The 12,839-nt window shown below is 58.7% G+C and carries 12 protein-coding genes; 4 read left to right on the plus strand and 8 right to left on the minus strand.

Annotated elements, in window-relative coordinates:
- Positions 1 to 50 precede the first annotated feature (50 nt).
- Entirely contained in the window at positions 51 to 404 is a 354-nt protein-coding gene (locus LCM31_RS06790) for a DUF4870 family protein (RefSeq protein ID WP_224868552.1), read from the plus strand.
- Between the two features lie 132 nt (positions 405 to 536).
- On the opposite strand, the gene LCM31_RS06795 is transcribed toward LCM31_RS06790, so the two are convergent.
- The 7 genes from LCM31_RS06795 to LCM31_RS06825 all read right to left on the minus strand — a co-directional run bounded on the left by LCM31_RS06795 (position 537) and on the right by LCM31_RS06825 (position 9,384).
- Positions 537 to 1,796: a DUF945 family protein gene (locus tag LCM31_RS06795; protein ID WP_224868553.1), complete on the minus strand. Its 1,260-nt coding sequence runs from the start codon at positions 1,794 to 1,796 to the stop codon at positions 537 to 539.
- Positions 1,797 to 1,909: 113 nt separating this feature from the next.
- The gene (locus tag LCM31_RS06800; protein WP_224868554.1) at positions 1,910 to 2,830 is read right to left on the minus strand and encodes a hydroxymethylglutaryl-CoA lyase; all 921 of its coding nucleotides are present in this window, start codon (positions 2,828 to 2,830) and stop codon (positions 1,910 to 1,912) included.
- Positions 2,831 to 2,916: 86 nt separating this feature from the next.
- The gene (locus tag LCM31_RS06805; protein WP_224868555.1) at positions 2,917 to 4,920 is read right to left on the minus strand and encodes an acetyl/propionyl/methylcrotonyl-CoA carboxylase subunit alpha; all 2,004 of its coding nucleotides are present in this window, start codon (positions 4,918 to 4,920) and stop codon (positions 2,917 to 2,919) included.
- A gap of 211 nt (positions 4,921 to 5,131) precedes the next feature.
- Positions 5,132 to 5,929, minus strand: a complete 798-nt coding sequence (locus LCM31_RS06810) for an enoyl-CoA hydratase/isomerase family protein (RefSeq protein WP_222231494.1) — start codon at positions 5,927 to 5,929, stop codon at positions 5,132 to 5,134.
- 58 nt (positions 5,930 to 5,987) lie between these two features.
- Positions 5,988 to 7,595 carry a carboxyl transferase domain-containing protein gene (locus LCM31_RS06815; RefSeq protein ID WP_224868556.1) on the minus strand — a complete coding sequence of 536 codons (1,608 nt, stop codon included), beginning with the start codon at positions 7,593 to 7,595 and terminating at the stop codon, positions 5,988 to 5,990.
- Positions 7,596 to 7,768: 173 nt separating this feature from the next.
- Positions 7,769 to 8,938, minus strand: a complete 1,170-nt coding sequence (locus LCM31_RS06820; protein WP_077407340.1) for an isovaleryl-CoA dehydrogenase — start codon at positions 8,936 to 8,938, stop codon at positions 7,769 to 7,771.
- A 44-nt stretch (positions 8,939 to 8,982) separates the two neighbouring features.
- Positions 8,983 to 9,384, minus strand: a complete 402-nt coding sequence (locus LCM31_RS06825; protein ID WP_224868557.1) for a MerR family transcriptional regulator — start codon at positions 9,382 to 9,384, stop codon at positions 8,983 to 8,985.
- Between the two features lie 285 nt (positions 9,385 to 9,669).
- Here LCM31_RS06825 and LCM31_RS06830 point away from each other — a divergent pair, with 285 nt between their 5' ends.
- The 3 genes from LCM31_RS06830 to LCM31_RS06840 all read left to right on the plus strand — a co-directional run bounded on the left by LCM31_RS06830 (position 9,670) and on the right by LCM31_RS06840 (position 11,182).
- Positions 9,670 to 10,167, plus strand: a complete 498-nt coding sequence (locus LCM31_RS06830) for an RNA polymerase sigma factor (protein ID WP_224868558.1) — start codon at positions 9,670 to 9,672, stop codon at positions 10,165 to 10,167.
- Positions 10,164 to 10,796 (plus strand): hypothetical protein, encoded by a 633-nt coding sequence (locus tag LCM31_RS06835; protein ID WP_224868559.1) that lies wholly within the window; start codon positions 10,164 to 10,166, stop codon positions 10,794 to 10,796. Before LCM31_RS06830 ends, LCM31_RS06835 begins: the two co-directional genes overlap by 4 nt.
- Positions 10,797 to 10,894: 98 nt before the next feature.
- Positions 10,895 to 11,182 carry a superinfection immunity protein gene (locus tag LCM31_RS06840; RefSeq protein WP_224868560.1) on the plus strand — a complete coding sequence of 96 codons (288 nt, stop codon included), beginning with the start codon at positions 10,895 to 10,897 and terminating at the stop codon, positions 11,180 to 11,182.
- Between the two features lie 92 nt (positions 11,183 to 11,274).
- On the opposite strand, the gene hutH is transcribed toward LCM31_RS06840, so the two are convergent.
- A complete protein-coding gene (hutH, locus tag LCM31_RS06845; protein ID WP_224868561.1) occupies positions 11,275 to 12,825 on the minus strand; it encodes a histidine ammonia-lyase in 1,551 nt (516 codons plus the stop codon).
- Positions 12,826 to 12,839 lie beyond the last annotated feature (14 nt).

The following is a 12,839-nucleotide window of genomic DNA, read 5'->3' on the forward strand; positions in this document are numbered from 1 at the left end:
CGCTTACACTTAGCGCTGGTTTAATGAAAGTGAATAAATGGAAGTCGACCATGTCCGAGCAGTACCCTGTTGAGCAACAAACGGAACGCGAGCGCTCTGCGCGCGATGTCACCACTCTGGTGTACCTGATTCAGGCGATCAGTATTTTCACCGCGGTTCCCTTCTTTGTCGGCGTGATCATCAACTACGCGAAGCGCGGCGACGTGCGCGGCACCCTGGCCGAGTCCCATTTCCGCTGGCAAATCCGTACCTTCTGGTACAGCCTGCTGTGGTTTGTGATCGGTTGGGCGACGGTATGGATTCTGATTGGTTTTGTGGTCTGGGGAATCAGTTGGGTCTGGGTCGTTTATCGCGTGGTGCGTGGCTGGCTGAATCTGGCAGACAATCGCCCTGCTTACTCTTAAGTCGCAGAGTCTTAAGTCGCAGAGTCGATTGGTAAATGAATTGAAGTTGTAACGATAAACGGTGAGAGAAAACCGTTGAGCGGCCCAGGAGGCCGCTCTTTTTTTATCTGTAACGCTGCTGCGGGCGGTGGCTTAGAGCCCGCCCATCAGCGCGAGCACAAACAGGTCTGCGGGCAGCTGCTGACCGTTGACCGCCAGAACCCCTTTATCCAGCTGCAGGTGCATGGTCAGCTGGCCGTTCTCTTCCAGCAGAAAGCCGTATTGTTTTAGCGCGCTTGCCTGCATGATCAGTGGCGATTGCATCAGCGCCTGCTCGGACGCTGAAATATTCGCGCTGCCTTCCAGGCTGTCCAGCCAGAACAACTTGTCGTTCTGTACTCGCTGACTGCGCGGAATCCCTTTCCAGTCCACATCCAGTTGCAGTTGCATGGGCCCATTTGCGGTGGCGATATCCAACTGCTGTTGCGCCTGTAGTGGACGCTGGAACACCTGCGGCCAGCTGCGCTCGGTGGAGGGCTTTAGCAACAGGCTGTAGACGAAGTGGTGCAGGTCGTCATAGGTGACCGCGGGCAGGTGAAGCTGCTGAGTTAGGCTGGTGGCCGGTGTGGCGGACTGAATGTCCGGCAGGTTGATTGCGGTTTGTATCTTCAGGGTCTGTGGCGCAACCAGTTCGCCGGTGTAGTCCAGAGCAGCATCGCGCAGTTCCAGCGGGCCGGAATCATTGTTGGTGCGCACCAGTGGCAATTTCACCTGCAGGGTGCCTGCGCCGGTTGGCGCTAGAGTAAAGTCGCCACGGGCGGATTGCAGGTACAGCGCTTCGCGGTGGCCATCCATGCGCACAAACTCACCCAGTTCAAAGCGGCTGTCTTGTTGCTGGCCCGTGTAATCGGTCACCAGGCGAACCTTGCCCCCTGCAAACTGGATTTGCTGGTCGGCCACGTTGCGGTCGATGGGCCGCAGGTGCAGGGTGTTGATCACGCGATTGTTGGCGGCAACGAGTGTTTCGACCACTACCGGACTTTCATCCAGGGCCTGGCTTATCGGGCCGTAGTAGGCCTCCAGTTGGTGACGCAGAGACGGTTCCAGTTGTTTGCCGGTCAGGCGGGTTTCCGCGTACAGGGCGCCGACCTTGAGGCCGCTGCGGGTAAACAGTACCGGGCCGTGCTGGATGTCGCTCTGGGTCTCGGTCTTGCCGTCCTTGCCGGTGAGCAGGGTCACCGCCTCGGCGCCAAACCAGCCGCGCTGGTAGCCGGTCAATTCGACATTGTCTTGCTGGCTGAGTTGCTGTTGCAGCACCACTTCGACCTGAGGCCCGATCAGGCGGGGGGCGATCAGGGCGGCCAGTAACAGCAGGGCGGTGACGGCGATAAGGCCAAAGCGTAAGACTTTCATGCGGACAAATTTCAGGCGACTGGATAAGAGCGCTCGATAGTAGCAGATCAAGATGAATCTAGTGACCCCGGTGCTTCTATCGCCCTAATAGGGGCTACCTGATAGAGGGTACCTTAATCGCCCTCGATGCAGCCGTGCTCACCGGCGATCGCCCGCGCCACCTTGGAGTTGCTCTCGCGCCCCAGTGCGTGGGAGATAAAGTTGCCCGCCTTGGCCAGTCGCCCCAGATCAATGCCGGTGTGAATGCCCAGTCCATCCAGCATATACAGAACATCTTCGCTGGCCACATTGCCGGAGGCGCCGCGCGCATAGGGGCAACCGCCGAGGCCGGCCACTGCCGAATCTATGACGCCCACGCCCGCCTGCAATGCCGCATAGATATTTGCCAGCGCCTGCCCATAGGTGTCGTGGAAGTGCACCGCGAGTTTTTCCAGCGGCACCTGCCGGGCGACGGTTTCGATCATGTAGCGGGCTTTTTCCGGAGTGCCAACGCCGATGGTATCGCCGAGACTGATTTCGTAGCAGCCCATATCCAGCAGGGCGCGGCTGACCTCGGCAACCCTCTCCGCGGGAATATCGCCCTCGTACGGGCAGCCGAGCACACAGGAAACGTAGCCGCGCACCGGGATACCATCCACGCGCGCCTGTTCGGCGAGCGGGCGGAAGCGCTCAAGGCTTTCTTCGATTGAGCAGTTGATGTTTTTGCGGGTGAAACTCTCTGACGCTGCACCGAATACCGCGACTTCGTCGGCCCGTGCGTCGCGGGCGCGCTCGTACCCGACCATGTTGGGGGTGAGCGCACTATAGTTGACGCCGGGGGCGCGTCGGATACCGGCAAGAACGTCTTCGCTGGCGGCCATTTGTGGCACCCATTTGGGGCTGACAAAGCTGCCTGCTTCGATGGCCTGCAGGCCGCTTTCGCTCAGCAGGTCGATCAGCTGCACACGGGTCGCCACCGAAATCGGCTGTTTTTCATTTTGCAGCCCGTCGCGGGGGCCGACTTCGACCATCTTTATCTTGTGGGGCAGTGACATTGCCTTGAACCTCGTTAGGTATTCTTCGCTGGTTACGCTTGGCGGGCTACCCCGCCTGTTGTCCATCACCTGTTGTGCGAGGCCTGTCAGTTTTCGACCGTCTCGCTACTGAAATCAATCAGCAGGCTGCCGCCATCGACCAGTTCGCCCGGAGCGCAAAAGAATTGGGTGACGGTGCCGTCCGCTGGTGCGCGCAGGGTGTGCTCCATCTTCATCGCTTCCATCACCAGCAGCGGTTCGTCCTGCATAACTTTCGCACCAGGCTTAACCAACAGGGTGACAATGGTGCCGTTCATCGGCGCTTCCAGTCCGTGCGCTGCATCCGACCCTTCACCGATGTCCGGCGGCAGGATTTTGAAGTCCACCTGCTCGCCACTGACAAATACCGTACCCTCGTTATCGTGGGATACGCTGGAATAATTCACCCGGCGTCCGTCCAGTACCGCGACGCCCTGACCGTGTAACGAAGATACGGTGCCGCTTTGATTGTCCACCGCCGCGCTGCATCGCCAGAACAGGTTTTGCTCGCTGCCAGAGAAATGAATCTCGATTTCGCGCCCGTGCACTTCCACTTTTTGGCTGCGCCAAACCGTCAGGCCGTTGCGCCAGTTGTTGCCACTGTGCCACGGTGAATAAGCGTCTGCCTTGGGGGCGGAGCGATGCTGGTCTCGGGTTTCGCGGTGGGCCAGAAATACGGCAATGGCGGCGCACTGTTGCGAACGCAGCTGCTGCTCTTGTTGCAGGATTTCCTGTTCATGGTCTTCGATAAAATGGGTATTCACACGGCCATTCACAAACGCGGTGTGATTGATCACGCGGCGCAAGAACTCAATATTGTGGCGCAGGCCTGCAATCTGATAATGCTGCAGCGCGCGGTCGAGTTTTGCCAGCGCTTCGCGGCGGTTGCTGCCGTGTACGATGAGCTTGGAGATCATCGGGTCGTAGTGCACGCTGATTTCATCGCCAGTTTGCACGCCGGTATCCACGCGCACGGATTGGTTTTCCGGTGGTGGCTGGTGGCGTAACAGCTTACCGGTGGCCGGCAGGAAATCGTTGTCCGGATCTTCCGCATAAATGCGCACTTCAAAGGCGTGGCCGACGATATGCAGTTCGTCCTGCGCAAGCGGCAGGGGATCGCCGGCGGCGACGGCGAGCTGCCACGCGACCAGGTCCTGCCCGGTGATCATCTCGGTGACTGGGTGCTCCACCTGCAGGCGGGTGTTCATTTCCATAAAGTAGAAAGAGCCACCGGCATCCAGCAGAAATTCCACGGTGCCGGCACCGACATAGCCGATCGCATGAGCGGCACGCAGTGCCGCTTCGCCCATTTTTTTGCGGGTCTCCGCGGGCAGGCCTGGAGCCGGTGCTTCTTCGACGACTTTCTGGTGGCGGCGTTGCACCGAGCAATCGCGCTCGAACAGATACACGCCTTTGCCATGTTGGTCACAGAACACCTGGATTTCCACATGGCGCGGATTTACCACGTAGCGTTCGATCAACATGATCTCATCGTTGAAGGCGCTTTGCGCTTCGCGCTTGGCGGCATCCAGTGCGGCATGGAACTCGTCGGGCTTGTCCACACGGCGCATGCCCTTGCCACCACCGCCGGCGGCCGCTTTCAGCAGTACCGGATAACCGATGCGGTTGGCGTGGCCTTCGAGGATGCCGGGCTCCTGGCTTTGGCCGTGGTAGCCGGGTACCAGTGGCACATTGGCTTCTTCCATGATGCGCTTGGCTGCGGACTTGGAGCCCATGGCTTCGATGGCACCGGCCGGTGGACCGACAAAGATAATGCCGGCTTCTTCACAGGCGCGGCAGAAGTGCGCGTTCTCCGACAGGAAGCCGTAGCCCGGGTGAATGGCGTCGGCGCCGGTTCGTTTGGCGGCATCGAGGACCTTGTCGATATCCAGATAGGATTCTTTGGCGGGCGCCGGGCCCAGGTGCACGGCTTCGTCGGCTTGCTGCACGTGCAGGGCATTGGCGTCTGCATCGGAGTAAACCGCGACGGTGGCAACGCCGAGACGGCGTGCGGTGCGGATAATGCGACAGGCAATTTCGCCGCGGTTGGCGATCAGCAGTTTGCGAATCATGGCTGGCTCTGTTTGGTTTTTCGCGCTCTTGGTGGAGCTCTTTTCCGGCTTTTCTGGCGGCCGGGTAGCGGAGGCGAGTTTTCAGGAACGCTGTGAACCCATCCCTGGGCGCTTCGGCGCAAACTTCCTGTTTGCGACGATCCTGAAAACTCGCCTCCGCTACCCGGCCTTCAATTTAGACTTCTGTACTGCGCAAGCGTTGTTGTGCGTTTCAGTCTTCGCTGGTGTTCATCCAGCTTGGTGCGCGTTTTTCCAAGAACGCGCTCAATCCTTCCTGGCCTTCCGGGGAAACCCGCACGGCGGCAATCAGTGCACTGGTCTGGCCCTGAAGCTCCGAATTGATTACCCGGTTGGACATGGACATGGCCAGTTGTTTGGCCATGGTGACGGCGTTGGGACCGTTGTCGGTAATGCTGTTCACCAGTTTCTGTACGGTTAGGTCCAGATCGCCCTCGGCAACCACTTCCGAAACCAGCCCGATTTCCTGGGCACGGGCTGCGGAAAAGCGCTCGGCGGTGACGAAGTAACGGCGTGCCTGGCGCGCGCCGATGGCGTTGATCACGTAGGGGCTGATGGTGGCGGGCAGCAGGCCGATTTTTACTTCGCTCAGGCAGAAACTGGCGCGCTCGGTGGCAATGGCGATATCGCAGCAGCTCACCAGTCCAACGGCGCCACCAAACGCTGCACCCTGTACGCGCGCGATGGTCGGTGCGGGGAACTGATCGAGTTTGTGCAGCATGGCCGCGAGCGCCGCTGCGTCCTGGCGGTTTTGCTCTTCGCTGTATTCCGCCATGCGCTTCATCCAGTTCAGGTCGGCGCCGGCGGAGAAACTCTTGCCATTGGAAGCGAGAATAAGTGCGCGCACGCCGCCGCTGTTGGCGAGCTTGTCGAAGGTCTCGCCCAGCTGGCGAATCAGATCGTCGTCAAAGGCATTGTGAATCTCGGGGCGGTTCAGGGTTACCGTCGCGACGCCTTCGCTATCGATCTCGCACAGCATTTTATCGGTCATGTTCTTTCCTTAATTCGTATAGGCAGAGGGTTAGCCAGTTACTAACACAGCCAACATTCTACATGCGGAAAACGCCGAACTTGGTTTCCTCGGGCTCTTTGTGGGTGGCGGCGGCCAGACACAAGCCCAGTACCGTGCGGGTATCTTTGGGGTCGATCACACCGTCGTCCCACAGACGTGCCGACGCGTAGTAAGGGTGCCCCTGGTGTTCGTAATCGTCGATGATCGGCTGCTTGAACTTGGCGATTTCTTCCTCGCTCCAGCGCTCGCCCTTCGCGGCCATCTGGTCGCTCTTGACCTGTGCCAGCACCCCGGCCGCCTGTTCGCCGCCCATCACGGAGATGCGCGCGTTGGGCCACATAAACAGGAAGTTGGGGTCGTAGGCGCGGCCGCACATGCCGTAGTTGCCGGCACCGAAAGAACCGCCGATCAAAATAGTGATCTTGGGTACCTTGGCGGTGGCCACCGCGGTCACCATCTTGGCACCGTGCTTGGCGATGCCGCCGGCTTCATACTGCTTGCCCACCATAAAGCCAGTGATGTTCTGCAGGAATACCAGCGGAATGTTGCGCTGTGCACACAGCTCAATAAAGTGCGCGCCTTTTTGTGCGCTCTCCGCAAACAGGATGCCGTTGTTGGCGACGATGCCCACCGGGTAACCGTGAATACGCGCAAAGCCGGTCACCAGGGTGGTGCCGTACATTGCCTTGAACTCATCAAATTCAGAACCGTCCACCACACGCGCAATAATCTCGCGCACGTCAAACGGCTGGCGTGAATCCTTCGGCACAATTCCGTAGATATCTTCCGGCGGGTATATCGGCTCGATCGGTTTCTTGATGTCCAGGCCCGGATTCTTGACCCGGTTCAACCTGGCTACAGAATTGCGCGCGATCTGCAGCGCATGGGTATCGTTGTTGGCGAAGTGATCGGAAACCCCGGACGTCTTGCAGTGCACCTCGGCACCACCCAGCTCCTCCGCGGTAACCTCTTCGCCGGTCGCGGCTTTCACCAGCGGCGGGCCAGCGAGGAAAATGGTGGCCTGCTCCTTAACCATAATGGACTCATCTGCCATTGCCGGTACATAAGCACCGCCGGCGGTACAGCTACCCATCACCACTGCAATCTGCGGGATATTCTTTGCCGACAGGTTGGCCTGATTAAAGAAGATGCGCCCGAAATGTTCGCGATCCGGGAACACCTCGTCCTGACGCGGCAGGTTGGCGCCACCGGAGTCCACCAGATATATACACGGCAGATTGTTTTCGTCGGCAATGGCCTGGGCGCGCAGGTGCTTCTTCACGGTAAGCGGATAATAGGTGCCGCCTTTCACCGTTGCATCATTGGCCACAATCACACAGGGCTGGCCGGATACGGTGCCGATACCGGTCAGAATTCCTGCCGCTGGCACGTCTTCACCGTACACATCGAAGGCGGCGAGCTGGGAGAACTCCAGGAAAGGACTGCCGGGATCCAGCAGTGCATCGATACGATCACGTGGGAGCAGCTTGCCGCGCGATACGTGCTTCTCACGCGCGCGTTCACTACCACCTTTAGCGATGGTTTCCAGTTTTTCCTGTAAGTCATCGACGATGCTTTGCATCTGTTCGCGGTTTTCCGCAAACGCGGGATCGCGGGAATTAATCTTGGTCTGAATCTGATTCATAAAAAATACGAGGCCAATTCGTAGTCAGAACCTGGATGCGAAGGTGTTGCCGCCGTAGCCGCTTTTCCAGACCTTCTAAAACAGGGATGTTTTAGAAGAGCCCCCATGGATGGGTTCACGGCGTGTCTGGAAAAGCGGCTACGGCGGCAGCACCGCCACGGAATTTCAAAAAGTTATCGGGTCTCGTTAAACAACTCGCGCCCGATCAACATGCGACGAATCTCAGAAGTACCCGCGCCAATCTCATACAACTTGGCATCGCGCAGCAGGCGGCCGGTGGCGTACTCGTTGATATAGCCATTGCCGCCCAGGGTCTGGATCGCCTGCAGCGCCATCTGCGTGGCACGCTCCGCAGTAAACAAGATTACCGCCGCAGAATCCTTGCGCGAATCCTCACCGCGATCACAAGCCTGAGCCACCGCATACAGATACGCGCGGCTCGCATTCAGGTCCGCATACATATCTGCAATCTTGCCTTGCATCAGCTGGAACTCACCGATCGCCTTGCCAAACTGTTTGCGCTCGTGAATGTACGGCACAACAACATCCATACACGCCTGCATAATGCCAACCGGGCCGCCAGACAGAATCGTGCGCTCGTAATCCAGGCCGCTCATCAGCACGCGCACACCGCCGTTCAGCTGGCCCAGAATATTCTCTTCCGGCACCTCACAGTCCTCGAACACCAGCTCACAAGTGTTGGAGCCACGCATGCCCAGCTTGTCCAGCTTCTGCGCCTGGGAGAAACCCTTAAACCCGCGTTCCACGATAAACGCCGTGATACCACCGGAGCTGATGCCCGGTTCGGTACGCGCATAGATCACATAGGTGTGCGCATCCGGACCATTGGTGATCCACATCTTGTTGCCGTTCAGGATGAAACGGTCACCCTTCTTTTCCGCCTTCAACTGCAGGCTCACTACATCGGAACCCGAGTTCGGTTCACTCATAGCCAGCGCGCCGATATGCTCACCGGAGCACAACTTCGGCAGGTACTTGGCTTTCTGCTCCGGGGTGCCGTTCTTGCGGATCTGGTTAACACACAGGTTGGAGTGCGCGCCGTAGGAAAGGCCAACAGAGGCCGAGGCGCGCGAGATTTCTTCCATCGCCACCGCGTGGGCCAGGTAACCCATATTCGAGCCGCCGTATTCTTCTTCGACGGTCATGCCTAACAGACCGAGTTCGCCAAACTTCTTCCACATATCCGCAGGAAACAGGTTGTCTTCGTCAATCTGCGCTGCGCGCGGGGCCAGTTCTGCCTGACAGAACTTGTAGACCATATCCCGCAGCATTTCGATGTCCTCGCCGAGGCCGAAGTTGAGAGTTGGGTAAGGCGTATTCATGGGTTGCTCCGCGATGACTCAGTCAGAGTGTTATTAGGTTGAAATTAGTTACTGTGTTCTTTGAGGGCCGCCTGGGTGCGGGCGGTGGCTTCATCCAGCTGCGCGAGCATCTTCTCGATATCGCGCTGCTGCTGGCGCAGTTGCTCGCGCTTGCTTTCGATACGCTCCAGCAGGCGGCTGAGCTGCTCTAGATTGCCGTGGGCCGGGTCGTACATATCGATGATTTCCCGGCTCTCATCCAGAGAGAATCCCAGACGCTTGCCGCGCAGGATTAGCTTCAGGCGCACCCGGTCTTCCGGGGAATACACCCGCGTCTGTCCACGCCGCTCAGGGCTGATCAGTCCCTTGTCTTCATAAAAGCGGATGGTGCGGGTGGTAATCCCGAACTCCTGGGCCAGCTCAGAAATACTGTAGCTGTCGGCGCTATTGGTGGCGGTGGCGTTCATTTGAGCTCCTCTGATCTGTCCGAAGTCTAGTTGACGTTTACGTTAACGTAAACGTCAATCTGGGCCGGAATGTGACCGAAATAGTCTTTGCTGTCTTCATGGGGCACAAGCGGGGGCGATTTGGGCGCCAAGGTGCAGGGACTGTGGGGCCTTCAGCGGAGGTAACGTTTTCGTTGAAAGCGGGAAATTTTATGTAAGGTTTCGATCCCGCTGGGTACAGTAGCCCGTATCAACCGCTGCCAGTGATGGCCCAGCGGCCCATTTCAACGGATAGATAACGATAACTTGGACACTCGGGAACAGATCTTTCAGCAGCTGGTGGATGCATGCGGCGGCGGTATTGCCCGTGTCGCGGGTAGCTACGTGCGCAATCGGGCGGAGCAGGAAGATCTCGTGCAAGAGATCTGGATGGCCATCTGGCGGGCACTGCCGAATTTCCGCGGCGACTCGAGCCTGCGCACCTTTGTCTACCGCATTGCCCACAACCGCAGTGTGACTCAGCTGGTGCGGCGACGAGACGCGGGCGACAGCGACCTGCTGGAGAGCGTGTGTGATGAGCGGCCGGGACCGGAGGGTAGCCTGATACAGGCGCGGGACGCGGAGAGACTGATGCGCGCGGTGGCCCAGCTGCCCCTGGGCATGCGCCAGGTGCTGAGCCTGCGCTTTGAGGGGCTCAGCTACAGCGAGATATCCGAAGTATTGGGTATTAGTGAATCCAATGTGGCGGTGCGCCTGAATCGCGCCCGCGAGCGCTTGAATACAAAATTGGGTAAGACGGTATGAGTGGCGACGCAAACAACAAGTCGGTAAACGATGCGGCAGAAGATGACGAGCTGCAGGCCCTCGCGGAAGTGTGGCAACAGGCGGCAGTTGCGCCGCCGGTACCAGACACTATTCGCAGCAGGATTCGTCGCGAGGAGCGGAAGATGCGCTTGTATGCGCTGCTCGAATGGGGTGCGGCAATAGTGGTTGGCTTTTTCGGAATTTACCTGATGCTGACCAGTGAGGTGCGCGACGCACCGTGGCGTGCGCTGCTGGTGCTGGTGTTGTTGATCGGGGCGATGGCGTTCTCGGTCTCCAATCGTCGAGGCCTGTCGGCGCCGCTGGAGGAAACCACGCAGGCATATCTGGAGCGCGCGCGGCTGCGGCTGGTGCGCAAGCGTCGTACCCTGCAATTCGCCTGGCTGCTGTTTGTCGCAGAGCTGGTGATTCTTGCGCTGTGGCAGTGGCTGTCGCAATTTGGTTGGTTGGAACCCATTTTCGGGCGGAACAGTGCAGCCAGCATCGGCCTGCTCGGTGTTTTTACCCTGGCGATGGCAGTCTGGAGCCTGTGGTATTGGCGCCGTATACAGCGCAGCGCACAGCAGATTTATCGCTGGCAGCGAGAAAATATTGCAACGAATGAAAAATAAGAAAAATAAATTGTAAGAAAGTCCTGTTCACCGGTACTAACGCAAGCGTCGATCGGACAACCTGATTCAATTTTCCATCAGATATAGAGACCTTGCTTATGTTGTCGAACCTTGAACAAAAAACTCAGGACTTTCTCGAGTTACTGGCGGGACTGGACCCAGTGCAGACTGCTATCTTTGTGGTGTTTTTCTTTGCGGTGTGGTTTTTGCCGAGCCTGCTGGCGATCTTTTTCAACCGCAAGTATTTGGGGAAAATTTTTCTCGCCAATGTACCCGCGGGACTGTCGTGGATTGCCTGGGTAGCGTTGCTGGTATGGGCGGTGACGGGAAAGCTCAGCGGCAAGCTGGCGAAGAAGTACGAGTCCCCGCAGGCGTCCGCCAGTTAACGTTTGCAGGCTAAGGCTAAGGTATAAGTAGAAAAACCTTCGCTCACACGCAGATGAACACTGCGTACAAGCGAAGGTCGGCGGCAGACTAATTACTGATTGCTGGGCAACATTTCTGTGGCCAGGTAATCGCGGTAATAGGCGCTCGCCAGCAGTTGCTTGGCTTCCTCGATATCCGGTGCGAAGTAGCGGTCCTTGTCATAGAAGGGAACGCGCTCGCGCAGGGCAGCCTTGGCATTTTCCAGTTTGTCGGTAGTTTTCAGTGGCGCGCGGAAGTCGAGGCCCTGACAGGCGGCCAGTAATTCCACCGCGAGAATGCCGCAGGTGTTATCGGCCATGTCGCGCAGGCGACGACCGGCGAAGGTGGCCATGGACACGTGGTCTTCCTGGTTGGCGGAGGTGGGCAGTGAGTCGACGCTCGCTGGATGGGCGAAGGTTTTGTTTTCACTGGCCAGCGCCGCAGAGGTCACCTGGGCAATCATAAAGCCGGAGTTCACTCCGCCGTTGTCCACCAGGAAGGGTGGCAGGCCGGACAGGTTGGAGTCGATCAGCAGCGCCATGCGGCGCTCGGACAGGGAGCCGATTTCGGCAATGGCGAGGGCCAAATTGTCGGCAACCATGGCCACCGGCTCCGCGTGGAAGTTACCACCGGAAATGATGTCGGAGTTTTCCGGGTTTTCCTCGTCGGTAAACACTAGCGGGTTATCGGAAACACCGTTGGCTTCCGCCAGTAATACCTCGGCGGCAAAGCGGATCTGCTGCAGGCACGCGCCCATTACCTGTGGCTGACAGCGCAGGGAGTAGGGGTCTTGCACCTTTTCACAGTTTTCATGGGAGTCGCCGATGTCGCTGGCCGTGCCGAGCAGGTCGCGGTAGCTGGCGGCGACGTCGCGCTGGGCAACCTGTCCGCGCGCTGCGTGAATGCGGTCGTCGAACGGGCGGCGTGAGCCCTTGGCCGCTTCCAGGGTCAGTGCACCGGTTACCACCGCGCCGGCAAACAGGTCTTCCGCGGAAAACATGCCTTCCAGTGCGAAGGCAGTGGAGGCCTGGGTGCCGTTCAGCAGTGCCAGCCCTTCTTTCGGTGCCAGTACCAGCGGGGTCATGCCTGCAAAGCTCAGGCCTTCGGCGGCAGACTTGCGTTCGCCATTGATAAAGCACTCGCCTTCACCGAGCAGTACCACGCTCATATGCGACAGTGGCGCCAGGTCACCGGAGGCGCCCACGGAACCCTTTTCCGGGATCGCCGGGTAAACGCCGGCGTTAACCAGCTTGATCAGTGCCTCGATCACTTCCAGGCGGATGCCGGAAAAACCGCGCGCGAGGGAGTTGATCTTCAACACCATCAGCAGGCGCACGGTATTGGCATCCATAAAGTTGCCGGTACCGGCCGCGTGCGACAGTACGATGGCGCGCTGCAGGGTTTCCAGGTCTTTCTTTTCGATACGTGTGTTGGCCAGCAGACCAAAACCGGTGTTGATCCCGTAGACGGTGCGGCCCTGTTCGATCACATCCGCCACGGTTTTAGCCGAGGCTTCAATTGCCGCGTGGGCGTCTTTGTGTAGCGATAGCTGCACCGGTTCCCGTGCAACGCGGCGCAGTTGTTCCAGGCTCAATTGACCCGGGATAATTTCCAGTTGATACATAATTTTTTACCGCA

The sequence above is a fragment of the Microbulbifer agarilyticus genome, from assembly GCF_020171345.1.
In the GTDB taxonomy this organism is placed as follows: domain Bacteria; phylum Pseudomonadota; class Gammaproteobacteria; order Pseudomonadales; family Cellvibrionaceae; genus Microbulbifer; species Microbulbifer agarilyticus_D.